Genomic DNA, 23,519 nt, shown 5'->3' with positions numbered 1-23,519 from the left:
ACGGCCTCCAGCACCAGCGCACCCGCGGAACGCGACTAAAGTGGAGCGGACGTTTGTGCCATGGCCATCTGTGGCTTGGCGCGGAATCAGGAGTTCGAAGGCGATGGCGACCGAAGTAGTCGAGACCGGATACGGCCCGGTCCGGGGCGGCGACGACGGTCGCGTCAAATTCTGGAAGGGCATCCGCTACGCGGCACCGCCGCTCGGCGACCTGCGCTTCCGGTCACCCGAACCGCCGCAGCGGTGGATCGAGGTTGCCGACGCCACCGAATACGGCCCGGCCTGCCCGCAGCCGGTGGTACCCAGGATGCCGCTCGACCTGGGTGCGCCGTTGGGCGAGGACTGCCTGCGCGTGAACATCTGGGCGCCCGCCGGCGTGCAGCCCGGCGCCGGCAAACCGGTGATGGTGTGGCTGCACGGCGGCGCCTACGTGCTGGGTTCGGGAAGCCAGCCGCTCTACGACGGTCGCGCGCTGGCGGGCACCGGCGACGTCATCGTGGTCACGCTCAACTACCGGATCGGCGCGCTGGGCTTTCTGGACCTGTCGTCCTTCAGTACCTGGCAGCGACCGTTCGAATCCAATATCGGGCTGCGTGACGTGCTGGCGGGCCTGGCCTGGGTGCGCGACAACATCGCGGCGTTCGGCGGCGACCCGGGCAACGTCACCGTGTTCGGCGAATCCGCGGGTGCGGGGCTGGTCACCACCCTGCTCGCCTGCCCGGCGGCCGAGGGTCTGTTCGTCCGTGCCATCGCCCAGAGCTCCCCGGCCACCTCGGTATACGACCGGGAAAGGGGCCGCCGGGTCGCCTCGACCTTCCTGGAGAAGCTGGGTATCGGCGCTCCCGACGTGCGGAAGCTGACCGAGGTGTCGACCGAGGCGCTCGTCGCCGCAACGCAGGAAGTGTTCAACGAAGTGCCCGTGCGCAATCCGGGCACGCTGGCCTTCGTCCCGATCGTCGACGGCGACCTGCTGCACGACTATCCCGTCAAACTGGCGCAGGAAGGCCGGCTGCTGCCGGTTCCGCTGGTCATCGGCACCAACAAGAACGAGGCGGCGCTGTTCAGGTTGATGCGCTCACCGCTGATGCCGATCACTCCTCGCGCCATCACGTCGATGTTCGACCAGATCGCCGCCGAGCAGCCCGACCTGCAGTTGCCGACCGTGGACGAGATCGGATCGGCCTACACCGGCCGGCACAAATCGCGCGTGGTCAACATGGCCACCGATATCGGTTTCCGGTTGCCCACGATGTGGCTGGCCCAAGGGCACAGCGCGGTCGCGCCGGTGTACCTGTACCGGTTCGACTACGCGACACCCCTGTTCAAGCTGCTCCTTGTCCGCGCCGCCCACGCCACCGAATTGCCTTATGTCTGGGGCACTCTCGGTGGGCCGCAGGACGTGACACTCAAGCTGGGCGGGGCCAGGACCGCGACGGCGGTCTCCCAGCGGATGCAGGCCCGGTGGATCAACTTCGCCACCGGCGGTGAGCCGACCGGCCCGGCGGGTGAAACGCTGTGGCCGCGCTACGACGTGACCGATCGGGCCTGCCTGGTGATCGACAAAGCCGACACGGTCGTGCACGACGTCGACGCCCGGATCCGGGACGCCTGGGGTGCCGAAATGGTGAGTTTCCGGTAGCAGCCGCTACTTCTTCTTGGCGGCCTGCGCCTCGGTCTTCATCTTGTGGAACAGGTCCACGTAGTACGGCAGGCACTCCTTGAGGGCCTGCTCGGTGGTGAACAGCGGCTCGTAGCCCAGGTCGCGGCGGGCCTTGTCGATCGAGAAGTAGTTGTTGATGGCGATGCGCTCGATTGCCAACGGCTCGAGAAGCGGTGCGGGGGCACCGAATTGAAAGTGCAGCCGTTGCCATGCCGTCATCGCCAACCGCACCGGGGGAGCGGGGATCCGGATCGTCGGCCACTTCTCGCCGCATGCCTCGATCACCGGCCGGGCGAACTCGAACATGTTGATCGGTTCACCGTCGTTGATGAAGTAGGCCTGGCCGGGGGCGCTACCCCCAGGCACCAGGTGCTCGCCGGCCAGGATGAAGCCGTGAATCAGATTGTGTACGTAGGAGTTATCCAGCTTCACCGATTTCGGGCCGACCAGAACCTTCGTGTGACCCTTGAGCACGCTTTCGAACAGCTTGCGGAACATCGTCTGGTCGCCGGTGCCCCAGATGCCGCTGGGACGGATAGAGCAGGTGAGCATCCCCTCGGCACCGTTCTGGGATAGCACGTACTTCTCGGCGGCCACCTTGGTCTCGGTGTAGAGATCGTTGAAGCGGTTCGTATAGGGCATCGTCTCGTCGCCGTTGGCGATGTTCTGACCCTCCATCACCACACTGTTGGAGGCGGTGTAGACGAACCGCTTCACGCCGGCCTTCTGGCCGGCTTCCACCAGGTTCTGGGTGCCGCCGAGGTTGACCGAGAAACTGCGCTGCCGGTATTCCTCGGTCACCGACGCGCCACCCATTAGGTCGATGATCGCCGCGGTGTGGATGATCGTGTCGACGCCGTCGACCGCCGCCGCGCAGACCGCCTTGTCGGTGATGTCACCCTGCAGCACTTCCAGATTCGGGTGCTGCGGCAGTGGCGAGGGGGCGCGGTCGAAGGAGCGGACCCGATGGCCACGCTCCAACAAGGTCCTCACCAGGTTAGCGCCGACGAAGCCGGAGCCCCCGGTGACCAGGACGCTGCCGAGTTCGGTTGTCAGTGATGGATCACCCATGCGGGAGAGAATAACTGAAACGTGTTCCAGTTCGGAACCAAGTTCGCGGACGAGTTTTGCGGCACTCAGCTTTCCGGAGCTTCGCCCGACGCCAGTGCATCGGTGACGCGTTGGCGGGCACCAGCTAAGTGCTCCTCGCACCGTTTGGCTAGTTGCTCGCCTCTTTCCCACAGCGTCAGCGACGTGTCCAGATCTAGCCCACCCTGTTCCAGAAGCCGCACCACTTCGATTAGCTCATCTCGGCAATTTTCATAGCCGAGCTGACTAATGGGCGTAACCGGCGACGTCTCGCGTTGTTGTTCAGGAACCATCGGCACGCCCTTCACTCACCGCTGCGATGGCGCCGTCGGCGACCCGCACCCGCAGCCTGGTGCCGGCCGGCGCGTCGTCGACGGAGCGCAGGATCTGCCCATCGTCTGGGGACAGGTCTGCTGCCAGCACCTGGACCACGGCGTAGCCGCGCGCCAGGGTGGCGGCCGGGCCCAGCGTAGACAGCCGCGCGGCGAGGTGGCCGACGCGCTCGGTTTCCGCGGTGAGCAACCGGTTGATGTCACGCCGCAGTGCGGACCGGGCGCGCTCGACTTCGTCGCTGCGGCTGGTCACCATCCGCAGCGGGTCGGCCAGCACCGGACGGCTGCGCACCGCGGCCAGCGCCCGCTCTTCGCGGGACACCCAGTTGCGCAGCGCCTGCGCATTGCGCCGGCGCAGGTCGGCGATCAGGCGTTGTTCCGCGGAGGTGTCGGGAACCACTTTCTTGGCCGCGTCGGTGGGGGTGGCGGCGCGCAGGTCGGCGACCAGATCGCAGAGCGGGTTATCGGGCTCGTGTCCCACCGCGCTGATCACCGGCGTTCGACAGGCCGAGATCGCGCGGCATAGTGTCTCGTCGGAGAACGGCAGCAGATCCTCGACGCTGCCGCCGCCGCGCGCGATCACGATCACGTCCACCTCGGGATGTCCGTCCAGGTCGCGCAGCGCCTCGACGACCTGTGCGACGGCATTGACCCCCTGTACCGCGGCATGGCGGATCGCGAATCGGACTGCGGGCCAACGTGCTTCGGCGACCGTCGTGACATCGCGTTCGGCATGACTGGCCCGGCTGGTGATTAACCCGATCATGTTGGGCAGAAACGGGATCGGGCGCTTCAGCCGTGGGTCGAACAATCCCTCGGCGTCCAGCAGCCGGCGCAACCGCTCGATGCGGGCCAGCAGCTCACCGACACCCACGGCACGAATTTCACTGAGCCGCAACGAGAATGTGCCCCGGCCCGTATAGAAGGAAGGCTTGCCGCAGACCACCACCTGGGTACCCTCAATCAGTCGCACCGGCGCGCTCGACACCAGATCGCGGGAGCAGGTGACCGAGAGCGACATATCGGCCGCGGGGTCGCGCAGCACCATGAACACCGTGTTGGAGTTCGGGCGCACGTTTATCTGGGCCAACTGGCCCTCGACCCAGACGGTGCCCAGTTTGTCGATCCAGCCCGCCACCCGGATGGCGACCGCGCGTACCGGGAAGGGATTTTCGGCGGAGTTCGTCTGCGCGGCCGGAGTCACTTCGCGGTCGCGCGGGTGATCCTGTTGGCGAGCAGGGTCTGGAACGGGGCGCGGGCCTTGGTGGCCTGTTCATAGGCCAGCAGGGCTTCCAGCTCGGCGACATCCAGCGACTGCAGCCGCGCCCGGAGCTGCGCCAGGGTGAGCTGCGGGTAGCCGAGCTCGGTAGCGATCGCCGGCGCCGGCACGTTGGCCGCGGCAGCCGACTTCGGCGGGCGGGTCGAGACGGGTTTGGTGGGCGCATCCGCCGATGCCGAGGCGGACTCGGCGGTGTCGGACACCGAGTACAACGCGAACCGCCCCTCGGCACGCCGCTCGCCGTCGACGCCGTCCACCGGGATGTTGGCGAACCCGCCAGCGGCACCGCCGTCCAGAACTTCCAGGTCTTCGTCGAAGGTGGCCCATTCGGGCTGCTCGTCCTTGGGCGGGAAGATGCTTTCCAGCGTGGTGTCACCTTTGATGACCAGCTCGGCGAGGTTTTGCTGGAAACGCATCACCAGGTGCGCCGCCTGACTGGCCAGCGTCATCGGATACATCAGGATGGTTCGCGGGAGTCGCATCGTCTCCTCGACGGCGACTGTCGCCGCGCCGACGAGCAGCCGAACCCCGTACGGTGCAGTAGCCATGCGTCCCAGCCTGCCTCAAGCAGCGGCTAACTCCAAGCTGGCGGTGGCGAAATAGCGGTTCCGTGTCGCCGGAACGTACCCTGAAGGGCATGGCGCCGACTATTGACATGGGGATTCCTGGTGCGGTGAGTTCGGTGGCTTCCGAGAGCACGCCGGGCCGCAAGCGGGTGCTGCTGGCGGAGCCGCGCGGTTACTGCGCAGGGGTGGATCGGGCCGTCGAGACGGTGGAGCGTGCGCTGGAGAAGCACGGCGCTCCCGTCTACGTGCGGCACGAGATCGTGCACAACCGGCACGTGGTCGACACGCTGGCCAGGGCGGGCGCGGTCTTCGTCGAGGAGACGGATCAGGTGCCCGAGGGCGCCATCGTCGTCTTCTCCGCACACGGCGTCGCACCGACGGTGTATGCCGACGCCGCCGAGCGCAACTTGCAAACCATCGACGCCACCTGCCCGCTGGTCACCAAGGTGCACAACGAGGCCAAGCGCTTCGCGCGCGCCGACTACGACATCCTGCTGATCGGGCATGAGGGGCACGAGGAAGTCGTCGGGACGGCCGGGGAAGCGCCTGATCACGTGCAATTGGTCGACGGGGTCGAGGCCGTCGAGCACGTCACCATCCGTGACGAGGACAAGGTCGTGTGGCTCTCCCAGACCACGCTCTCGGTCGACGAGACCATGGAGATCGTCGGGCGACTGCGCCAGCGCTTCCCGAAGTTGCAGGATCCGCCCAGCGACGACATTTGCTACGCGACCCAGAACCGCCAGGTCGCGGTCAAGGCGATGGCGCCGGAATGCGAGCTGGTGATCGTCGTCGGCTCGCGCAACTCGTCGAACTCGGTGCGCCTGGTCGAGGTGGCGCTGAACGCAGGATCGCGCGCGGCGCACCTGGTGGACTGGGCCGACGACATCGACCCGGCCTGGCTGGACGGCGTCACCACCGTCGGCGTGACGTCCGGGGCGTCGGTTCCGGAGGTGCTGGTCAGCGGTGTGCTCGAGCGGTTGGCCGAGCACGGCTACGACATGGTGCAACCGGTGACGACGGCCAACGAGACGTTGGTGTTCGCATTGCCCCGCGAGATACGGCCGGCCCGGTCGCGGGATTGAGCGACCTACTCCCAGGGCTCGCTCTGCGGCCTGCGCGGGGCGCGCGGCCGGCTGGGCCGATCTGAGCGTGGCTCGTCGCGGCGATCCTCGCGTGGCTCGCTGCGCGGCGCCTGTCCGCGGTAGCGGACCTGCGAAATCGGGTGGTGGGTCGGATTGGCGTTGGACCCGTTCGTGCGCCTGCTGCGCGGCTCGTGGGGGGGCTCGTAGGGCGGGTACGGCTCATAGCCGGATCCACGGCGCTCATGGCGGTTGGGGCGCTCACGGCGCTCGGGGCGCTCGGAGCGCGCGGGGCGCTCGGGGCGCTCGTAGGTCTCGTAGGGGCTGAATCGGCTGGTACGGGGTTCGGGCCTGTCGTAAGGCCGTTCCGACGGTCTCTCAGAAGGCCGCTGCCGCTCGTAGGAGCTGCGCCGTGGGTGCGGTTCGCGACGCATTTCCCGGGGTGGGTAGGCGCCCAGATCCGAATCGCTGTCCGGACGGCGGCGACGTGGCCGCGGCGGCACGTCGGCCCGGTCGTAATCGGGGGTGTCGGTGGGTGGCACGGGACTTCTGGTGGGGGTTCGACGTGGACGCTCGGCGCCCGGTTCGTAGGTGTCGTCGGGGCGTGCGTGCCGTGAGCGGGATCGGGCCGACCGCTGCGCAGTCCGGCTGGTGTTGCGGGTGGTCCGACTGCTGCGTGCGGCCCGGCCTCTGGAGTGGGCCGGTGGCGCGGCGTCGGAGGCGTCCGCGTCGTCGTCAGAGCCACCGGCCAACAGCGCGCTCAGCTTCGCGATCAGCCCGCTGAGCGCGGACGGCCGCTCCGGCGCCGAATCTCGCGTCGCCGCGTCCCCGGTTTCGGCGACGGTTCGGCCGCTCTTGCCGAAGTACCACCGGATCAGGCCGATCAGCAGGATGACACCGGCGGTGCCCAACATCAGCGGGAACCGCTCGATGAGCGGATAACCGCAGTTGATCAGTAGGTCCTTGAACTTGTCGACCTTGCCGCCGTGGAACAGCCAGTAGGCGCCGGGCACGCTGCAGAACAGGATCAGCGGCGGCTGGATGACGGCGGTGAACACTGCCGCCTGCCGCACCGCCAGGACGGCCACCACGCATCCGGCGATGTACAGGCTCGCGAAGGTGTGGGTCAACTCCTTGTGGCCAGCGTCGAACACATAGCCCACGGCCGTTGCTCCGACGGCGATGAGCACCGCCGCCCACCACGGCACCCCCGGGATGGTAGGGACGATGGAGCGGTGACTGGCCTCCACCGCCGCTCTCTCCCGCTGCGCTGACACATAATGACCGTACCGGCATTGCGGCCAAAGGCCCGTATATCGCTGGACACTTGTCGCGGGCGTGCCCCCTAAACTTGGTTTCCCGTGAGCCTAAGCCTGGGAATCGTGGGTCTGCCCAATGTCGGTAAGTCGACCCTGTTCAATGCGCTGACCCGCAACAACGTGTTGGCGGCCAACTATCCGTTCGCGACGATCGAACCGAACGAGGGTGTGGTCTCGCTGCCTGATCCGCGCCTGGACAAGCTGGCCGAGCTGTTCGGATCAGCTCGCGTCGTGCCGGCGCCGGTGACCTTCACCGACATCGCCGGGCTGGTCAAAGGGGCATCCCAAGGGGCTGGGCTGGGCAACAAGTTCCTGGCTCATATCCGCGAATGCGATGCGATCTGTCAGGTGGTGCGGGTGTTCGCCGACGACGACGTGACGCATGTCTCCGGAAAGGTCGACCCCCGCTCGGACATCGAGATCGTGGAGACCGAACTGATCTTGGCGGACCTGCAGACGCTGGAGCGCGCCCTGCCCAGGCTGGAGAAGGAGGCACGCACCAACAAGGAGCGTAGACCGGTACATGAGGCCGCCGCGGCCGCACAGCAGATTCTCGACAGCGGCAAGACGTTGTTTGCTGCACGAGTGGACACATCTTTGCTGCGCGAGCTGAACCTGCTGACTACCAAACCGTTCCTGTATGTGTTCAACGCCGACGAGTCGGTGTTGACCGACGCCGCGCGGATCGCCGAATTACGCGAGCTCGTCGCGCCGGCCGATGCGGTATTCCTGGACGCGGCGATCGAGTCCGAACTCATCGAGCTCGACGACGAGTCCGCGGCGGAACTGCTGGAGTCGATCGGCCAGCCAGAGCGGGGCCTGGATGCGTTGGCACGCGCCGGTTTTCACACGCTCAAGTTGCAGACCTATCTGACCGCAGGCCCGAAAGAGGCGCGTGCCTGGACGATTCACCAGGGGGACACCGCACCCAAGGCGGCCGGTGTGATCCACACCGACTTCGAGAAGGGCTTCATCAAGGCCGAGATCGTCTCGTACGAGGACTTGATCGCCGCCGGTTCGATGGCGGCCGCCAAGGCGGCCGGCAAGGTCCGGATGGAGGGCAAGGATTACGTGATGGCCGACGGGGATGTGGTGGAGTTCCGCTTCAACGTCTGACGAGCTCGCGCGCCGGACGGGCAGTATGGGTGCGCGTCGATCATCGTCATCACCGGTATCCAGGCCGCAGGCAAGTCGACGGTGGCTCAAGCGCTAGCTGAAACCTTGCCGAACAGCGTCCATGTTCGGGGGGACGTGTTCCGCCGCATGATCGTGAACGGTGGGGCGGATATGGGTGCCGCGGTGCTGGCACCTGAAGCGCTACGGCAACTGCAGTTGCGGTATGAGTTGGCGGCCGCAACAGCCGACCGCTATGCGCGAGCGGGGTTCACGGTGGTTCTGCAGGACATCATCTTGGGAGAACACGTGCAGCACGTCGTCGACCACATCGAGAGCCGTCCGCTGTATCTCGTGGTCCTGGCCCCGTCGATCGACACCGTCGTCGAACGCGACGCAGAGCGACAGCGAACGCGCGGGAAGTTTGCGTATCAGCCAGGTGGCGCTGACGTTGCGACATTCGACCACCGGCTTCGCTCGATGACTCCGCGTATCGGTTACTGGCTCGACACTACGGAGTTGACCGTCGCTGACACGGTGGCCAACATTCTTGCCCACCTGGATTCTTCGGCTCGCGTCGCCTGGTAACGGCTTGGCCGAGGTGTTCGACGGCGAAATCGCGGTGCAGCTCCGGTTCAACGAGTAGTTCTGTTGCTCAGCGATTCCGGTGTCTGGGCCATGCCAGCGGTATCCAAAAGTGGTTTGCGCGCGTGTAGATTTCGAGCCTCCCCACGCGTCTGGTCGCCGGCAATGGGTCATGAGGTGGGACCGGCCATGAGGATACAGCCAGCTAGGCGGTCACGTGGTCGGCGCAGTCGACCCGCAAGTCTGAGAAGGTCATTGGTGTGTCGTAGAACATGCAGCGGTAGCTGCGCGTATCGGTCTGGACGGTTTCCAGTTGGACGCAGGTGCTGCACGCCCGCATGACGGGAAGCAGTTGCGCGTCATGAAGTTTGGCCATCACGAGCAGGAGCGTGTCGAGCAGCTGTTCGGCTTCGGTGCGGTCCAGTCTAGAGGTGGCGACTTCTGCCGGTGCGGTCCACCGTGCGAGCTCGGCCGCTTTCTTGCGGCCGGCCCGGGTGAGGGTGAGGTCATGGCGGCGGCGGTCATCGGGGTCCAGGGTGCGCACCACCAAGCCTTTGCGGATCAGTGCCGCGATTGCGTCGCTGACGGTGGGATCGGCGACGTTGAGTTCGCGGGCCAGCGTGGTGCTGCGGGCGACGGGCGGCGGACCGACGTAAAGCCAACCGAGCACTCGCATTTGGGTGCTCGACAAATCGTGGCCTTCAGCGGTCCGCCTAGCCAGCACGTGGAGAGCATCGCCGATCCGGTCGAGCGCGGCGACGATCTTGGAGTCCAGGCTTCGGTGGCGTGCGCTGTCGGACTTCAGCGGACGACCTCGTTCGGGCGTAGCGGTTGACGAACGGTGACTGTCACTGTGACCTCTTCTTCGATGTTTGCTGTCGCGGTGTTGTGCGCACCGCAGCGTAGTAGCGGCGCGGGTGGGGCCGAATGTTGTGAATCACCATGAACGTAATGCTTAGGAGTCCTTGGGATTTACCGGATGATGGTCTCGGTCGCGTATCAGCGCAGCTCAACGCGGCTCAGATCGCAGCTCTTATGCCCTACCGAGGACGACACATGCCCAAACTTTCCCGCAGCGACTGGTACGACCTGGCTCGCGACACCAACTGGACGTTCCGCTACGTGACCGACGAGGAGGTGTTTCCGGAAGAGCTTTCGGGCACGCACCGGGTTTCCTCGGATGCCTGGCTCAAGTGGGACGAGCCGTACAAGATTGGTTACCGCGAGTACGTGCACAACCAGGTCACCAAGGACACCACCACGTATTCGCTCAAGAACGCCATCGGGCGATCGAAGCTGTTCGAGCAACTCGACCCGGGCTGGAAGTCGGTCATCGTGGCGCACTACGGCGCCATCACCATGCCCGAATACCTGGCCTCGATCGGCGAAGCGCGAATGGGAAGGTTCGGCCGCTCGGCGGCGTGGCGCAACACCGCAACCTTCGGCACCCTCGATGAGATCCGCCACGGCCAGATCCAGGCATTCTTCCCCTATGGTCTGCTCGACAAAGAACCGCGAGGTGACTGGGCTCTCAAGGCGTTCCACACCAACAACTGGATCGTGCTGGCGGTGCGCTATCTGTTCGACGACATGTTCGTGGCGAACGACGCCTTATCGATCGCGCTGCAGTTGACTTTCACCCTGGAAACCGGCTTTACGAATCTGCAGTTCCTCGGGATGGCCGCCGACGCCATCGACGTCGGCGACCTGGAGTTCGGCGCCCTGATCAGCTCGATCCAGACCGACGAGGCACGCCACGCCCAGCAGGGCGAGCCCACCATCAAGGTGCTCGCCGACAACGGCGAGGCCGAGTGGGGACAGTTCCTCATCGACCACATGTTCTGGCGGTCCTGGCGCATCTTCGCTTTGCTGACCGGTCTGTCGATGGACTATTACACCCCACTGGAGAGCCGGCGGATGAGCTTCAAGGAATTCATCGAGGACTGGGTCGTCAAGCAGTTCGTCGACCAATTCCGCGACTATGGACTCGAATTCCCATGGTACTGGCAAGAATTCATCGACGAGCTGACGTGGTATCACCATGCCATCCATTTGGGTGTGTGGTATTACCGGCCCACGGTCTGGTGGAACCCGGACGCGGGCGTCTCCGATGCGGAGCGGCTATGGCTCGAGGAGAAGTACCCCGGCTGGAACCGCGACTTCGGCAAGCAGTGGGACGTCATCACCGACAACATCCGCAACGGCGACATCGCCGCTACGTTGCCCGAAACCCTGCCGATCACGTGCAACCTGTGCCAACTGCCGATCGTGCGAGCTGCCGGGGTGATCGTCGGCGCGCACACCGATTCCGCTCCGCTGACACATGTGCACGACGGCCGCAGGTACCTGTTCTGCTCCGAGCCGTGCAAGTGGATCTTCACTCAACGGCCCGATCGGTTCGCCGGTCACCAGTCTCTGATCGACCGGGTCCTGTCCGGCGAGATCAGCCCACCCGATCTCGGCACCGTTCTGCAGTACTTCGGGCTCTCGACCGAGGAACAGGGTCAGGACGCCGACAACTACAGCTGGGCGCTCAATGGTGCACGCCGCCGATCGACCACCCAATCGAAGGGCTGAAAATCATGGCGCTACTTCCCCTGTCCGCATTGTTCGAGGGCGACGTGCTCGAACTGCTGATCCCGGTTGACGACGCCGACAGCGTCGAAACCGTCAGCGCGGCGATCGCCCATCATGTGGTCGGTCACCGCGTCGCCCCCAGAGACGCCCCGATCCGGTTGCGTCACAACGGCATTGTGCTGGACCCCAATGCGGGGATCGGCGCATCGGGTGTGGGGCCACTGGACCATGTCGAGGTCTTCTATGACCAGCGCTAGCACCTGGACTCCGGTGGCCACCCTCGATGACCTCTGGGAAGGCGAGGTGGCGGAATTCGAGGTGGGTGATCGGCCGATCCTGCTCGCCCATCTGCGGAGCGGAGAGATCCGCGCCTACGACGGTCTGTGCCCCCACGCCGGCTTCCCGCTGATCGACGGCGACGTCAAGAACGACGTCTTGACTTGCGGCGCCCACAGCTGGGAATTCGACCTGGCCACAGGTGCAGGGCTGAATCCGGCCAACTGCAGGCTGCACAGCCACCCCGTACGCCTTGACGGCGACCAGATCACCGTATCGCTCACCGAAGGAGACACTCGATGACCGCCGCCGCAGAACAGGACAAACTTGTCGGTCCCGTCGTACGCGGCTTCGACCCCGACATCGTCGCCGCTGTGACTGACGCCATCTACACCGACAACCCCGACGCCGCGATCACGATCGAGGACCACGCAGGCTACGTCCGCATCCACGCACCGCGATTCCTGCGGGTCACCCGCGCAAGCCTGGAAGCAGCTGCGGGACAAGCGTTCCCGCTGGCAACCCTGGAACCGGCACTGGTGGGCTTCGCCGGACGAATCCGCTACATCGGCGACGACGAACTGCACTGGTATCTGGATCGAGAGGACTGACACATGACCACCGCGAAAACCCGACCACTCAAGACGTGGAGTATCGCCGGCGACACCCGGCGTAAACCTACCGAGTACGAAGCCGTCACCGGCCAGTTCCACTACCACTTCAACCGCCAACCGGCGCCGTTCGACCTCGACCCCGGCAGCGCCATCAACCGCTGGTATCTCAAACATCGCGAAGGCTCACCGCTGCAGGCCGAAAGCTGGGAAGGTTTCCGTGATCCCGCCGCACTGAACTACCGCCGCTACATCGCACTGCAACACGACCGCGAGGTCTACGCCGAGGATCTGGTCGACCACTACGAGGCACTCGACGGTGACGACAAACTCGATCCAGCGTGGATCGAGACCCTGGCCCGTATCTACGTGCCCGCCCGCTACCTGTTGCACGTCCTGCAGATCACCAGCCTCTACGTCGGACAACTCGCACCGAGCGCCTACATCACCAACGCGGCGTTCTTCCAAGCCGCCGACGAATTGCGGGCATTGCAGTGGATCGCCTATCGCGCCAAGTCGCTGTCGCTCACCAGCAACGCACAGTTGTCCACCGCACAGTTGGCCAATACCGAAGCGACACGGCGAATCTGGGAGACCGACGAGGCCTGGCAACCCGTCCGCGAAACGCTGGAACGCCTGCTGCTCGCCTATGACTGGGGCGAGGCCTTCACCGCGCTGAACCTGGTCGTCAAGCCGGCACTCGATGCGCTGTTCAAGGAGGCGTTCGTCGGGCTGGCCAACGATCATCGCGACGGTCTGACCGCCGCGTTGCTGCAGGAATCCCGGGTCGACACCACTCGCAACCAAGCCTGGCACGTCTCACTCGCCCGCTACGCGCTGAGCGCGAACCCCGCCAACCGAACGGTCATCGACGGGTGGATCGAAAAATGGCGCCCCCGCGCCGACCAGGCTGTCGCCGGCCTCGCTGCCGCCCTCACCGATCCCGACGCTATCGAAGAACGGGTTGCACGCTCGGTCGCGGCGTTCAGCGCCCAGTGGGTCGGCTGATCGCATCACTTATCAGACTCTGGGGGCCGAGCCGCGCTCAAGCTCGAACCCCGCGCACCCAAGCCGCGGCCGCCTCTCTGCGATACCGGGCTCTATGACACTCAGCGTCAGGGACGGTCTGAACGGGACGAACCGACACCTCGTCGTCGGTCATCGGGGCTCCGGTGCGTCGGGTGTACGGCGCACTACGGGTGTACGCCGCCGCACTACGGGTGTACGCCGCACTAATCGTGCCGCCAGCACTTGTCGAATAGCCTGTGCCGCAAGGGATGTCGGGGTTCTGCTACCACTCCTGCGCTCGTCCCGGTGGGTCCTACCTGACGAGATCGACTCCGCCGAACCGCATGAGGCCGGCGGCAAGTCAGGCGTCGATGACCATGACGCCGGCGGTCACCGCGGGACGACCTGCGTCAGGCGCTCTGAACGGGAGGGGCGGACGGAGTCGCCGGCGCCGTGCTCGGCGCGGTAGGAACCTTACTGGGGACACTCGGTGGGGTCAGCGAGCCGTACTGCGGGCAATAGGCCTGGATGGCGGCACCGGTGAAGTAGGCGGCATTGAGCGCTGGCCAGTTCGTCGCGTTGGTGACCTTGGTGGTCAGCTCTGCGTTGCTGGTGTTGGGGTTGGCCTTGAGCGAGTCGCAGACAACCGTTTTCGCGACCTGGATCGCCTTGTCGGGCGCCCCGAAATTCATTCCGGACGTGCTGAGGTTCGTGATGAAAGCGTCGTCGGTCGAGTCCGCGTAGGCCGGTGCGGCCAAGCCGACGGAAAGGACGATCAACGCTACGGCTCGCGCCACCAACATGGCGTTCCCCTCCCTTGACGATTTCCGCACGCCGGGCATCCGCGACGCGATTACCCGGCATTTTAGCCAAGATCAGGCCGGAGGGCGGCCACACGGCGAGGAAGAGCAGCCTGGCCGGCAGGGGTCATGCGCCACGCGCTCGCTGTCAGGCGCCTTGCCGCTGCACTCGCGCAGGACGGCGACAACCACATCGCCGGTTCCCTACAGCACGTCCCGCTACCGAGACTTGGAGCAACCCAGCCGGCGCGGCCAGACGGTCTCCGCGCGTGATGGCGAAAGCGTGACTCGCGGCTTTGCTGCACGCTGTTCCTGCGGTCTCGACGGCTCACTCCTACGCTCGCGCCCTCGGCGATAGAGTTGTGAGGTGGTCTACGGTGACCGCGCCGACGCTTCGGGCGAGCATGATCGGCGCGCTACTGAGGGGAATGATCGCGAAGCGGATTTCGCGCAGCGTGAGAGGGACCTATCCCGACGGGAGCGCATAGCCGACGAGCGCGACCGGTTGGCCGACGAGCGCGACCGCATCGCGGACGAACGCGAGCAAACCGCTGACGAGCGAGAGTGGCTGGCGGACGAACGCGAAGGCGCCACGGCACAGCGTGAGCGTGAGCGACTACGCCGCCTCGAGGAACGGGCGGAACGCGACAAGGCCGCCGGCCGGCGTGAGGACGCCGAGATCAGGCGTGCGATGGCGGAAAGCCAGCGAGAGGACGAAGTCCCGTAATCGGCGACGTTTCTGACGTCGCAGCGCCGCAACCTCGCACACCGTCGCGTTGTCCGACGTCAACCCTCCGGGTTGCGTCGGCAGGTTCCCGATGCACGGTCCACGCATTCGTGTGGTCTCGGCCACGCCCGAGACTAACCGGGAGAGCAGTGATTATCGGGCCCCGCGATGTGCTCGATGTGCAATCCAAGCATTGCTGAAGGAATGTAGGATCTGACTATAAATGCAGTTCAGAAGTAGATACAGGCGAGTAGAATAATTTGCTGAATGGAATCTTCGATCACAGTAACCACTTCTGTTTCGCTTTATATATTATTGCGTGACATGCCTGCGGTATATGCAGGTCACGGGCTTATTTGAATTCGCGTGATTAGTGCCACAAATTTTGATTTCCTATGCATATGGTCGGTAGGTTCCTGGCCATGATTGCTCTAGCAACGCTGTTGGCGCTCGTTAATCAGGTCTCCGGTACCCCGTACATTCCGGGTGGCGATTCTCCGGCCGGGACCGACTGTTCAGGACTGGCCTCGTGGGTCGCAAATGCGGCCGCTGACCGGCCGGTTTTTGGCAGTCGCTTCAACACCGGCAACGAAGAGTCCGCGCTGGCGGCTCGCGGCTTTCAACAGGGCACCGCTCCCAACGCCCTGGTGATCGGCTGGAACGGCGGCCACACGGCCGTGACCCTGCCGGACGGGACGCCGGTCTCCAGTGGTGAGGGTGGCGGTGTCCGCATCGGCGGCGGTGGCGCCTACCAGGCACAATTCACACACCACATGTTCCTGCCGGTCGAGGATGTCGACCTGGGTGATGGTCCGCCGGCCCCGGATGCGCCCGTTGAGCTCGTCGACGCCGTCGCTCCGGACCCGGCGCCGCAGATGCTCCCGCCCGCGCCTGACCCGGCCCCGCCGGCGGAGGACATGGCCCCGCCGGCGCCCGAGCCCGTCCCCGCCGCCGACCCAGGGAATGGCTGATACGTAAGTAGTAGTGCGACGCAACTCACAAAATCTTCCGAAAATCGCAGCCACATCCGTCGTGCGCATTTGTGGATCAGATCACAATGCGCCACGGGTGTGGCTTGCGCCATTCATTCAGCAATTCTCACGTTATGACTGCTCACTACTGTGGATACCACTTTCCGATCGGAAGTAAGCCACGTATGTCGAGGTTCGATTCAGCGTGAGCTGCGGGCGACCTCGACGTGTGGGGCTTCTTCGGCCTGGACGGGAGCGTCGAGCCCGTTCAGTGAGCGGACCGGAGGCGCCCGAGCGCTACCGCCAACTGCAGGACCGCCGTCCTCCTGCTCGGTACTGGATCCGAGGCGCAGCCCCACTCCGTGGTCACCCGTGTCACAGTCGGCTGCCTCGATGGTGATGACCGGTGCTGCGCCCGGGCCGCGCATCGAGATCGCGGCTACGGCTGCGATTGGCCCCGTGCCACGACCGCTACGGCAATTTCGCTGTCAGTCAGGGGCGACGGCGCCGCGCTGGCGATCGCCAACGGACCCGATGGTGGCGACCCTTGCTGCGCCCGGGCCGCGCATCGAGATTGCCGCTACGGCTGCGATTGGCCCCGTGCCACGACCGCTACGGCAATCTCGCTGTCAGTCAGGGGCGACGGCGCCGATCACCACTAGCCGATAACCGCGATTTCCTTGCCGAGCTCGTAACCCGGTGCCAACGGCAGCGAGTCACCGCTCCAGAATTTGCCGGGGTCGAACCAGTTGGTGTCCTTGTCGGTGAGCAGCAGTCCCATCTCCTCGTAGGTGATGGCGACCGTCTCCGCGCAGTACGCCGTGGACAGGCCCATCTTGCGCTGTTCGGTTCTGCGGCGCTCGGTCCGTTCTCGGACCTTCTTCTCTACCAACGGAATTCCGCGGAACCAGTCGTTGATGGTGGGTAGCCGGCCGCGCAGCCACCGGCCGGTCAGCTTGGCGGTGGTCGGAAACGCGGTGCCGTCCATCCGGGCGATCACCTTCAGCAGTTCGTTCTCCTGCTTGTGGTTGGCGTGCGGCGCCAACTGCCTCAGCCAGCAGCGCTGTTGGTAGCGCCCGGTCCACTGCAGGAAAACGTCCCGGGCGTCGTTGAGCTGGACCCCGCGGTGGTTGGTGCCCGTCCACATGTCGACGAGCTTGTCGCCCAACTCGGCGTGCCAGATCAGCGGCGGCAGGTCGTCGATGGCCACCGTCATGCCTACGTGGTTCACCGGCGCGTTGGTCAGCGTCTGGATGGCGCGGTCGGGCCGTGACCCGCCCCGGAACAGCCACAGGTCGCCGGTCCGGGTCTCGTCGAGCGCTTGGTCCAAAGTGAGCGTGCTGGAGTTCACGCCAAGCACTCTAGAGCGGGATAGCCTGTGCCGATGCGCAACGTTTGGAAGTGGATCGGGCTGGCCGGGGTGGCCGGTGTCGTCGCCGGTGGTGCACTGGTGGTGCGCGATCAACGGAAACGGCGTGCCTACACGCCCGACGAGATCCGGGCACGGTTGCACCAGCGGCTGGTCGAATCGGACACCGACGGCTACCGGTCCCGCTCGGGTTCGGGTTCGGCTTCCACCGCGAACAACCGGTGACTGCCGGAGAACCCTTTCAGTTCGACCTCGCGTCCGTCGTCGAAACGGATGTCGTCGCAGTCGTGGACGGCGTCGCGCACGGGTTCGCTCACCAGGACCTGGCCGCCGACGGCCTGCCCGGCCACGCGGGCGGCCATGGCAACGTTGCGGCCGAACAGGTCATCCCCGCGGCGCACCGACCGGCCCATGTGAATGCCGATCCGAACGCGAATCTCGGGGTGCCGCTTGCGCTTTGCCTCCTTGCGTAGTACCCGCTGCAAGTCGATGCTGCAGCGCACCGCCTGCTCGGCACGCGAGAAAGCGACCATGAACCCGTCGCCCTGGCTTTTCACCACATGCCCGGATTGGCGCTGGACGAGTTGATGCATCAGCTTGTCGTGGGCGCCGATGAGTTTGACCCAGGCGCGGTCGCCGATCTTCTCGTTGAGCGCGGTGGACTCTTCGATGTCGGAGAACAGAATCACCACCCGGCCGTCCGGAGTGACCCGGGCCAGGTCGGGCCGCTCCACCTCAGCCCAGTCGGCGAGGTCCTCGATCGAGCTGCGTACGGCGGCTCCGAAGCCCTCCTTGCGCATGATGTTGGCTGTGTTCCAGACCGTCTTGACGGCCTCACGGCCACCGGACCACAGCCGATTGCGGACGTCGGCCCGTTGCTGCAGCTCCGCGACCTCACGACGGCTTTGATCCAGCAGCCGCCACAATGCGATAAGCCCCCCGGCCTCGATCACCGCGACGGCGGCCAGCACGTAGACCGCCAGATGCAGCGCATCACCCATACCCATCATCCTGACAGGCCGCCGCGCGGTGTTTAGGGTTGAGTTCGGCCGTCGCGGGGAAGCACCACAAGCACCACCTCAAGTAACCCGACCACTCGAAGGACTTGAAGGAGACGCAGCAAGATGCAACTTGGGATGATCGGTCTGGGCAGGATGGGCGCCAACATCGTGCGTCGCGTGGTCACCGGTGGGCACGAATGTGTGGTCTACGACCACAGCCCCGAGGCGGTCGAGGCGATGGCGGGGGAGGACGGCATCACCGGCGTGTCCTCGCTGGCGGAGTTGCGCGACAAACTCACCGCGCCGCGAGTGGTGTGGGTGATGGTCCCCGCCGGCACCATCACCACTGGCGTGATCGAGGAACTGGCCGACACGCTGGAGTCCGGCGACATCGTGATCGACGGCGGCAATTCCTACTACCGTGACGACATCAAGCACGCGAAGGCGTTGGCGAAGAACGATATTCGGCTGCTGGACTGCGGTACCAGCGGCGGCGTGTGGGGCCGCGAACGCGGCTATTGCCTGATGATCGGTGGTGATTCGGACGCATTCGATCATGCGGAGCCGATCTTCGCCACCGTCGCGCCCGGTGTCGACGCCGCCCCGCGCACGCCGGGCCGCGAGGGTGAGGTCGCCCAAGCGGAGAAGGGTTACCTGTACTGCGGCCAGGCGGGGGCGGGGCACTTCGTCAAGATGGTGCACAACGGAATCGAGTACGGCATGATGGCTTCGCTCGCCGAGGGCCTGAACATCCTGCGTAACGCCGACATCGGCACTCGTATCCAGCAGGGTGACGCCGAGACCGCTCCGCTGTCCAATCCCGAGTGCTACCAATACGATTTCGACATTCCCGACATCGCCGAAGTGTGGCGACGCGGCAGCGTGATCGGCTCGTGGCTGCTCGACCTGACCGCGATCGCGCTGAACGATTCACCCGACCTGTCCGAGTTCTCGGGCCGCGTATCGGATTCGGGCGAAGGCCGCTGGACCGCCATCGCAGCGATCGACGAGGGCGTGCCCTCGCCGGTGCTCACCACTGCGCTGCAGTCCCGCTTCGCCTCGCGGGACCTCGACGACTTCGCGAACAAGGCGCTGTCGGCGATGCGCAAACAGTTCGGCGGCCACGCGGAGAAACCGGCCAACTAGGCCGGGGCGCCGGTGAAGGGGAGTTAGGCCCGCTCGACGAACGCCACCACCGCGTCGCTGAAGGCGTCATTGTCGTCGCCCGCGGCGGTGTGCCCCGCGTTGGAGAGTTCGACGAACTCGGCGCGCGGAACCTGGGTCAGAAAGTGTTCCACGCCTTCGAGGCTGACGACGTCGGACAGCTTGCCGCGGATCAACAGCACCGGAATCGCAAGGTTGGTCGCGGCTTCCTCGAAGGCTTCGGTGCGCAGTTCGGGGTCGTCTCCCGGTTTGGTCATGAATGCCGGGTCCCAGTGCCAGTACCAGCGTCCGTCCCGTAGCCGCAGGTTCTTCTTGAGGCCCTCGGGACTGCGCGGCTTGGTCCGGTGCGGCAGGTAGGCGGCCACCGCCTCGGCGGCCTGCTCGAGCGACTCGAAGCCGTCGATGTTGGTCATCATGAAATCGCGGATGCGGGCGCTGCCGTTCTTCTCGAATCGCGGGACCACGTCGACGAGCACCAGCTTCGTCACCGTCTCCGGCCCGGCCCGATCGGCGACCAGGATGCCGGTCAGCCCGCCCATGCTGGCGCCGATGATCACCACCGGGCGGCCGATCGCATCGAGTACCTGCATGACGTCGGCGGTGAGTGTCTCCACGTCGTAGTCGGCGTCCGGTGCGCGGTCGCTGTCACCGTGCCCGCGGGTGTCGAGGGCGACGACGTGATATCCGTCGTCGGCCAGGATCTGCCCGGTGTTCTTCCAGGAGAACCGATTCTGGCCGCCGCCGTGCAGCATCAGGATGCTGGGCCGCTCGCCCGGGGCGCCGCGGTTCCACTCGTCGGCGACCAGCGTGATGCCGGCCACTCCGGCGAACTCTACCGTCGCCGCGTTGCTCGTCATGGTCATGAATCTCCTTGGGTTGAGGCCAGGTACGCGGTGATGACTTCGGCGAGCATCTCGCGGTCCCGAGTGCTGTCCAACGGCTTCGGCCACGTCAGCTGCACGGCCACCAGGCCCCGGATGGTGGCCCAGATCAGATTGCCCAGCCTTTTGGCCTGGGCCGGCGCGACACCGGTGCCCAGGTGTTCGCCGATCTCGGTCATCCGGGCCGTCATCGCGGCCAGGTGGGCGTTGGCCTTGGCGGTACGCGCACTGCGGGTGGCGATCAGGATCTCCAGGGCCGCCATCGACGTGGGGCTGGAGAAGGCCCGCCACACCGCGTCGACGACGAAAGCCGGCCGGGCCTGCGGCGGGATCTGCGCGGCTTGCGCAGGCAGGCGGTCGAGGGTGTCCAGCAGATCGGCAAAACCCTTGTCCAGCACGGCCATCAAGATGCCGTTGAGATCGCCGAAGTGGTATTGCACGACGCCCCAGGTCAAGCCCGCGCGTTCGGTGATCTGTCGTACGCTGGGTGGGGCGAAGCCCTCTTTGAGGATGTAGCGGACTGCCTCGTCGATGACCGCCTGACGGCTGCGTTCGGCGCGGGCCTGTCCGCCGCCGGGCGGTCGGCGTGGGCTGGTCACCGCATCACGCCGCGGAGATGGTCGAGCGGCCGCAGGTCGTGAGCCGCCAATATGCCGCTCGGAGCACGACATACCGCGTCGATCAGGTTCACCACGCGCGCCGCGGTGGCGATCACCCCACCCTGGTTGTGGTCGATCTCGCCGCCCAGATGAGTGTTGATCTCCACGCCCGGACTCCCGGTTACCACGACCCGGTGCACACCGGCGCGGCCGTCCGGGGGACAGGCCCAGTGCGGGGCGGTGTCCGGGCCGAGCCGGTTGACGTGCTCCATGGTGATGACGACTTCGCCGTCACGTAGACCTTCGACGCCGAACCGGACCGCGGCGACCTGTCCGGGGTCGACGTGCATCATCGTGCAGTCGATCGGTTCGGGCGTCACCCACTTCTCGCAGCGCTCGCGCACCTCGTCGAGTTCGATTCCCAGGTCCTGCGCCAGGCTGCGCACCTGCACGCCCCACATCGACGTCAGTACCCCGGGCAGAAACATGACCGGCGTGTGATCCGGCGTGGTGCCGAAACCGAAACTGACACCGGTGAATTCGGCGTCGTCGTAGCTGGCGTAGTCGCAGATCTCCTGCACCGTGATGCTGGTGGCCCGCGCGGTCAGGCTCAGCGCCGCGTATGCCAGGGTGTCACCGGAATAGCCCGGGTCGACGCCGTTGATGTACAGCGTCGCATCACCGTCCGCACAGGCCTGCCGGAGGGGCTCGCGCAGCCAGTCGCCGGCCTGCTCGGGCGCCACCATCCACACGAACGACGAACCGACGACATTGGTGCCCGCCCGCAGAAACCGGCTGATCTCGCCGATGGCCTGCTTGGGCCGGGTCTCGGCCTGCGAGGTGTAGACGACACAGTCGGCCTGCAGGGCCAGCAGCACCTCGACGTCGTTGGTGGCCGTGATGCCCGTGGGCGTCTCGAGTCCGCACAACTCTGCAGCGTCGCGCCCCACCTTGTCCGGGCTTGATGCGTGCACACCCACCAGCTCGAAGTCGGGCCGTTCGATGAGCATGCGCAGCGCATGCCGGCCGACGTTGCCCGTCGAGTACTGGATGACGCGCCTCATGACAGCACCGGCGGCACCGGCCACAACGGCGCGCTCATGTCGGCCCACGAGCCGTAATGGCCCGGCTGCCGTCCGGCCCGGATCGCGTCCATCCGCGCGTCCAATTCCGGTGTGTTCCTGCCGTCGCGGAGAATGTCGAACATCGCTGCAGTGGCCATCCGCACGTCGAAGATGTCGCGTTGCCACGACCAGCTCCGGTGGCCGCTGTACTGGAACCAGCTCCCACCCAAGCCCTGAATCTCGTACGGCTCACCATCGGGGGAGGCGAAGGTCGACATCTGCCGCCACAGTCCGAACGCCTGGCCGGACCTGTCGTCGAAAAGCATTGCCTGGTATGGATATATCCAGCCCTGAAAGCCGAGCATCTCGGTGCCCAGTGCCAGGTCCCGGATCTCGTCGCGTCCGTTGGCCATGAAGTGATCGGTCGGGGAGTAGGACCATCCGTAGGTGGCGTCGGGCTCATAGAAGTCGGCCATCACCCCCCAGTTGCCCGAGTCTTGTGCCCGGCGGTTCACGTCGAGCCAGTCGTTCCAGAACGCGTCGAACTCCGCGCGGTCATAGCTCATGGCCGCTCCTCCTCACATCAGGTCGGTGATGGTCTTCAGTCCCGCGTCATAGAGCACCCCCGGCAACATGCCGCCGTCGACCTCGATGGTGGTGCCGTTGATGAAATCGACTGTGCCCGACGCCAAGAACGCAACGGTGCGGCCCACCTCGGCGGGGTCACCGCCGCGCTTCATCGGGATCTTCGCGAAATATTCGGTGCCCGTCGGGTCGTCCTCCGGTAGCACGAACGCGCGGAAATTCTCGGTGATGGTGGGGCCCAGCGCCACACAGTTGACCCGGACCTTGGGTCCCCACTCCTGGGCCAGCGAGCGGGTCAGGTGGTTGAGCCCTGACTTTGCCGCCCCGTAGGACACCAGCGTGGGTGCGCCCGCGGGGTGGCCCGCGCCGCTGGAGATATTGACGATGCAACCGGTGCCGTCCTGCGTCTTCATCTGGCGGTAGCCGCGGATGGCGAACCACAGCGGGCTGATCAGGTTCATCTGGATCGCGAAGGCGTGGAACAACGCGGTGCGCTCAAAGTCGTCGGTGCTGTGCGGCGCGCCTTGGAGGCGTTGCACCAGTTCCGGAATGTCGTCGACGTGTGGTGCCGGCACCGTGCCGCCGGCGTTGTTGACCAGGATGTCGATGCGGCCGTAGGCGTCGACGACCTGCCCCACGAAGGCGTCGATGGCGTGGTAATCGCCTTGGTCGCAGACCATTTGGGTAGACCGGGCGGCCCAGTCGGGTTCTGCGTCGGCTCCCGGTAGCGCGTCCAACGGGGATCGCGAACACCCGATGACCGTGGCGCCCGCGCGCAGCAGTTCGTGCGCGATACCCACGCCGACCCCGCGGCTGGTTCCGGTGACAACGGCGACTTTGCCGTCCAACAACCCCACCCAC

27 protein-coding genes and 1 pseudogene are annotated in these 23,519 nt (G+C 65.9%); 13 read left to right on the top strand and 15 right to left on the bottom strand.

Annotated elements, in window-relative coordinates; all coding sequences use genetic code 11:
• Window positions 1–103 precede the first annotated feature (103 nt).
• Window positions 104–1,639 carry a carboxylesterase/lipase family protein gene (locus tag JX552_RS24145; protein ID WP_205874351.1) on the top strand — a complete coding sequence of 512 codons (1,536 nt, stop codon included), beginning with the start codon at window positions 104–106 and terminating at the stop codon, window positions 1,637–1,639.
• Between the two features lie 6 nt (window positions 1,640–1,645).
• Here JX552_RS24145 and JX552_RS24140 read toward each other — a convergent pair whose 3' ends face one another.
• The 4 genes from JX552_RS24140 to JX552_RS24125 are packed head-to-tail and all read right to left on the bottom strand — an operon-like array spanning window position 1,646 to window position 4,908.
• The gene (locus JX552_RS24140) at window positions 1,646–2,743 is read right to left on the bottom strand and encodes a 3-beta-hydroxysteroid dehydrogenase (protein ID WP_205878656.1); all 1,098 of its coding nucleotides are present in this window, start codon (window positions 2,741–2,743) and stop codon (window positions 1,646–1,648) included.
• Window positions 2,744–2,796: 53 nt separating this feature from the next.
• The gene (locus tag JX552_RS24135; protein WP_205878655.1) at window positions 2,797–3,042 is read right to left on the bottom strand and encodes an exodeoxyribonuclease VII small subunit; all 246 of its coding nucleotides are present in this window, start codon (window positions 3,040–3,042) and stop codon (window positions 2,797–2,799) included.
• A complete protein-coding gene (gene xseA / locus JX552_RS24130) occupies window positions 3,032–4,285 on the bottom strand; it encodes an exodeoxyribonuclease VII large subunit (protein WP_205874350.1) in 1,254 nt (417 codons plus the stop codon). The genes JX552_RS24135 and xseA overlap by 11 nt, the downstream gene beginning before the upstream one ends.
• Window positions 4,282–4,908 (bottom strand): lipid droplet-associated protein, encoded by a 627-nt coding sequence (locus JX552_RS24125; protein WP_205874349.1) that lies wholly within the window; start codon window positions 4,906–4,908, stop codon window positions 4,282–4,284. The genes xseA and JX552_RS24125 overlap by 4 nt, the downstream gene beginning before the upstream one ends.
• Before the next feature lie 89 nt (window positions 4,909–4,997).
• Between JX552_RS24125 and JX552_RS24120 the strand changes: the two genes are divergently transcribed.
• Complete coding sequence (locus JX552_RS24120; RefSeq protein WP_205874348.1) at window positions 4,998–6,011, top strand: 4-hydroxy-3-methylbut-2-enyl diphosphate reductase; 1,014 nt, start codon at window positions 4,998–5,000, stop codon at window positions 6,009–6,011.
• Between the two features lie 5 nt (window positions 6,012–6,016).
• Here the strand turns inward: JX552_RS24120 and JX552_RS24115 are convergent, their stop codons facing one another.
• Entirely contained in the window at window positions 6,017–7,285 is a 1,269-nt protein-coding gene (locus JX552_RS24115; RefSeq protein WP_205874347.1) for a DUF6542 domain-containing protein, read from the bottom strand.
• An 84-nt stretch (window positions 7,286–7,369) separates the two neighbouring features.
• Here JX552_RS24115 and ychF point away from each other — a divergent pair, with 84 nt between their 5' ends.
• Together ychF and JX552_RS24105 are read left to right on the top strand one after the other, a co-directional pair.
• A complete protein-coding gene (gene ychF / locus JX552_RS24110; RefSeq protein WP_205874346.1) occupies window positions 7,370–8,443 on the top strand; it encodes a redox-regulated ATPase YchF in 1,074 nt (357 codons plus the stop codon).
• A gap of 39 nt (window positions 8,444–8,482) precedes the next feature.
• Window positions 8,483–9,028 (top strand): AAA family ATPase, encoded by a 546-nt coding sequence (locus JX552_RS24105; RefSeq protein WP_205878654.1) that lies wholly within the window; start codon window positions 8,483–8,485, stop codon window positions 9,026–9,028.
• Window positions 9,029–9,230: 202 nt separating this feature from the next.
• On the opposite strand, the gene JX552_RS24100 is transcribed toward JX552_RS24105, so the two are convergent.
• Window positions 9,231–9,716 carry a MarR family winged helix-turn-helix transcriptional regulator gene (locus JX552_RS24100; RefSeq protein ID WP_241010698.1) on the bottom strand — a complete coding sequence of 162 codons (486 nt, stop codon included), beginning with the start codon at window positions 9,714–9,716 and terminating at the stop codon, window positions 9,231–9,233.
• Between the two features lie 365 nt (window positions 9,717–10,081).
• On the opposite strand from JX552_RS24100, the gene JX552_RS24095 reads away from it, so the two are divergent.
• From JX552_RS24095 to JX552_RS24075, 5 genes are read left to right on the top strand one after another with little or no spacing between them, the layout of a single operon-like run.
• On the top strand, window positions 10,082–11,602 hold the full coding sequence (locus tag JX552_RS24095) for an aromatic/alkene/methane monooxygenase hydroxylase/oxygenase subunit alpha (protein ID WP_205874344.1): 1,521 nt from the start codon (window positions 10,082–10,084) through the stop codon (window positions 11,600–11,602).
• A 5-nt stretch (window positions 11,603–11,607) separates the two neighbouring features.
• Window positions 11,608–11,859 carry a toluene-4-monooxygenase system B family protein gene (locus JX552_RS24090; RefSeq protein WP_205874343.1) on the top strand — a complete coding sequence of 84 codons (252 nt, stop codon included), beginning with the start codon at window positions 11,608–11,610 and terminating at the stop codon, window positions 11,857–11,859.
• Window positions 11,846–12,181 carry a Rieske 2Fe-2S domain-containing protein gene (locus JX552_RS24085; RefSeq protein WP_205874342.1) on the top strand — a complete coding sequence of 112 codons (336 nt, stop codon included), beginning with the start codon at window positions 11,846–11,848 and terminating at the stop codon, window positions 12,179–12,181. Before JX552_RS24090 ends, JX552_RS24085 begins: the two co-directional genes overlap by 14 nt.
• Entirely contained in the window at window positions 12,178–12,489 is a 312-nt protein-coding gene (locus tag JX552_RS24080) for an MmoB/DmpM family protein (protein WP_205874341.1), read from the top strand. Before JX552_RS24085 ends, JX552_RS24080 begins: the two co-directional genes overlap by 4 nt.
• 3 nt (window positions 12,490–12,492) lie before the next feature.
• A complete protein-coding gene (locus tag JX552_RS24075; RefSeq protein WP_205874340.1) occupies window positions 12,493–13,497 on the top strand; it encodes a ferritin family protein in 1,005 nt (334 codons plus the stop codon).
• 410 nt (window positions 13,498–13,907) lie between these two features.
• On the opposite strand, the gene JX552_RS24070 is transcribed toward JX552_RS24075, so the two are convergent.
• Window positions 13,908–14,300, bottom strand: a complete 393-nt coding sequence (locus tag JX552_RS24070; protein ID WP_241010697.1) for a DUF732 domain-containing protein — start codon at window positions 14,298–14,300, stop codon at window positions 13,908–13,910.
• A 364-nt stretch (window positions 14,301–14,664) separates the two neighbouring features.
• Here JX552_RS24070 and JX552_RS24065 point away from each other — a divergent pair, with 364 nt between their 5' ends.
• The gene (locus tag JX552_RS24065; RefSeq protein ID WP_205874339.1) at window positions 14,665–15,024 is read left to right on the top strand and encodes a hypothetical protein; all 360 of its coding nucleotides are present in this window, start codon (window positions 14,665–14,667) and stop codon (window positions 15,022–15,024) included.
• A gap of 366 nt (window positions 15,025–15,390) precedes the next feature.
• A pseudogene (locus JX552_RS24060) lies at window positions 15,391–15,932 on the top strand (hypothetical protein); the annotation flags it as partial.
• A 263-nt stretch (window positions 15,933–16,195) separates the two neighbouring features.
• Here JX552_RS24060 and JX552_RS24055 read toward each other — a convergent pair.
• The gene (locus JX552_RS24055) at window positions 16,196–16,423 is read right to left on the bottom strand and encodes a hypothetical protein (RefSeq protein WP_205874337.1); all 228 of its coding nucleotides are present in this window, start codon (window positions 16,421–16,423) and stop codon (window positions 16,196–16,198) included.
• A gap of 230 nt (window positions 16,424–16,653) precedes the next feature.
• Window positions 16,654–17,346 (bottom strand): guanylate cyclase, encoded by a 693-nt coding sequence (locus JX552_RS24050; protein WP_205874336.1) that lies wholly within the window; start codon window positions 17,344–17,346, stop codon window positions 16,654–16,656.
• A gap of 33 nt (window positions 17,347–17,379) precedes the next feature.
• On the opposite strand from JX552_RS24050, the gene JX552_RS24045 reads away from it, so the two are divergent.
• Window positions 17,380–17,589 (top strand): hypothetical protein, encoded by a 210-nt coding sequence (locus JX552_RS24045; RefSeq protein ID WP_205874335.1) that lies wholly within the window; start codon window positions 17,380–17,382, stop codon window positions 17,587–17,589.
• Here JX552_RS24045 and JX552_RS24040 read toward each other — a convergent pair.
• Window positions 17,538–18,374 carry an adenylate/guanylate cyclase domain-containing protein gene (locus tag JX552_RS24040; RefSeq protein WP_205874334.1) on the bottom strand — a complete coding sequence of 279 codons (837 nt, stop codon included), beginning with the start codon at window positions 18,372–18,374 and terminating at the stop codon, window positions 17,538–17,540. The two genes, JX552_RS24045 and JX552_RS24040, sit on opposite strands and share 52 nt — an antisense overlap.
• A 114-nt stretch (window positions 18,375–18,488) precedes the next feature.
• On the opposite strand from JX552_RS24040, the gene gnd reads away from it, so the two are divergent.
• A complete protein-coding gene (gene gnd, locus JX552_RS24035) occupies window positions 18,489–19,511 on the top strand; it encodes a phosphogluconate dehydrogenase (NAD(+)-dependent, decarboxylating) (RefSeq protein ID WP_205874333.1) in 1,023 nt (340 codons plus the stop codon).
• 23 nt (window positions 19,512–19,534) lie between these two features.
• Here the strand turns inward: gnd and JX552_RS24030 are convergent, their stop codons facing one another.
• From JX552_RS24030 to JX552_RS24010, 5 genes are read right to left on the bottom strand one after another with little or no spacing between them, the layout of a single operon-like run.
• A complete protein-coding gene (locus JX552_RS24030; protein ID WP_205874332.1) occupies window positions 19,535–20,392 on the bottom strand; it encodes an alpha/beta fold hydrolase in 858 nt (285 codons plus the stop codon).
• Window positions 20,389–21,009, bottom strand: coding sequence for a TetR/AcrR family transcriptional regulator (locus tag JX552_RS24025; protein WP_205874331.1), 621 nt, complete (start codon window positions 21,007–21,009; stop codon window positions 20,389–20,391). Before JX552_RS24025 ends, JX552_RS24030 begins: the two co-directional genes overlap by 4 nt.
• Window positions 21,006–22,073, bottom strand: a complete 1,068-nt coding sequence (locus JX552_RS24020; RefSeq protein ID WP_205874330.1) for an NAD(P)H-dependent amine dehydrogenase family protein — start codon at window positions 22,071–22,073, stop codon at window positions 21,006–21,008. The genes JX552_RS24025 and JX552_RS24020 overlap by 4 nt, the downstream gene beginning before the upstream one ends.
• Window positions 22,070–22,639, bottom strand: coding sequence for a nuclear transport factor 2 family protein (locus JX552_RS24015; protein WP_205874329.1), 570 nt, complete (start codon window positions 22,637–22,639; stop codon window positions 22,070–22,072). The genes JX552_RS24020 and JX552_RS24015 overlap by 4 nt, the downstream gene beginning before the upstream one ends.
• 12 nt (window positions 22,640–22,651) lie before the next feature.
• Window positions 22,652–23,515 (bottom strand): SDR family NAD(P)-dependent oxidoreductase, encoded by an 864-nt coding sequence (locus JX552_RS24010; RefSeq protein ID WP_205874328.1) that lies wholly within the window; start codon window positions 23,513–23,515, stop codon window positions 22,652–22,654.
• Between the last annotated feature and the right edge of the window lie 4 nt (window positions 23,516–23,519).

It is taken from the genome of Mycobacterium gordonae (genome assembly GCF_017086405.1).
Classification (GTDB): Bacteria; Actinomycetota; Actinomycetes; order Mycobacteriales; family Mycobacteriaceae; genus Mycobacterium; species Mycobacterium gordonae_D.
This window is presented reverse-complemented; position numbering and strand designations above follow the sequence as displayed.

Excerpts from the sequence above, each read along its gene's own strand:
- JX552_RS24145 (WP_205874351.1), top strand. The coding sequence starts at position 104 with ATGGCGACCGAAGTAGTCGAGACCGGATACGGCCCGGTCCGGGGCGGC.
- JX552_RS24135 (WP_205878655.1), bottom strand. The coding sequence starts at position 3,042 with ATGGTTCCTGAACAACAACGCGAGACGTCGCCGGTTACGCCCATTAGT.
- JX552_RS24125 (WP_205874349.1), bottom strand. The coding sequence starts at position 4,908 with ATGGCTACTGCACCGTACGGGGTTCGGCTGCTCGTCGGCGCGGCGACA.
- JX552_RS24120 (WP_205874348.1), top strand. The coding sequence starts at position 4,998 with ATGGCGCCGACTATTGACATGGGGATTCCTGGTGCGGTGAGTTCGGTG.
- JX552_RS24095 (WP_205874344.1), top strand. The coding sequence starts at position 10,082 with ATGCCCAAACTTTCCCGCAGCGACTGGTACGACCTGGCTCGCGACACC.
- JX552_RS24090 (WP_205874343.1), top strand. The coding sequence starts at position 11,608 with ATGGCGCTACTTCCCCTGTCCGCATTGTTCGAGGGCGACGTGCTCGAA.
- JX552_RS24085 (WP_205874342.1), top strand. The coding sequence starts at position 11,846 with ATGACCAGCGCTAGCACCTGGACTCCGGTGGCCACCCTCGATGACCTC.
- JX552_RS24080 (WP_205874341.1), top strand. The coding sequence starts at position 12,178 with ATGACCGCCGCCGCAGAACAGGACAAACTTGTCGGTCCCGTCGTACGC.
- JX552_RS24075 (WP_205874340.1), top strand. The coding sequence starts at position 12,493 with ATGACCACCGCGAAAACCCGACCACTCAAGACGTGGAGTATCGCCGGC.
- JX552_RS24070 (WP_241010697.1), bottom strand. The coding sequence starts at position 14,300 with ATGTTGGTGGCGCGAGCCGTAGCGTTGATCGTCCTTTCCGTCGGCTTG.
- JX552_RS24055 (WP_205874337.1), bottom strand. The coding sequence starts at position 16,423 with ATGCGCGGCCCGGGCGCAGCACCGGTCATCACCATCGAGGCAGCCGAC.
- JX552_RS24045 (WP_205874335.1), top strand. The coding sequence starts at position 17,380 with ATGCGCAACGTTTGGAAGTGGATCGGGCTGGCCGGGGTGGCCGGTGTC.
- JX552_RS24040 (WP_205874334.1), bottom strand. The coding sequence starts at position 18,374 with ATGATGGGTATGGGTGATGCGCTGCATCTGGCGGTCTACGTGCTGGCC.
- gnd (WP_205874333.1), top strand. The coding sequence starts at position 18,489 with ATGCAACTTGGGATGATCGGTCTGGGCAGGATGGGCGCCAACATCGTG.
- JX552_RS24030 (WP_205874332.1), bottom strand. The coding sequence starts at position 20,392 with ATGACCATGACGAGCAACGCGGCGACGGTAGAGTTCGCCGGAGTGGCC.
- JX552_RS24020 (WP_205874330.1), bottom strand. The coding sequence starts at position 22,073 with ATGAGGCGCGTCATCCAGTACTCGACGGGCAACGTCGGCCGGCATGCG.
- JX552_RS24015 (WP_205874329.1), bottom strand. The coding sequence starts at position 22,639 with ATGAGCTATGACCGCGCGGAGTTCGACGCGTTCTGGAACGACTGGCTC.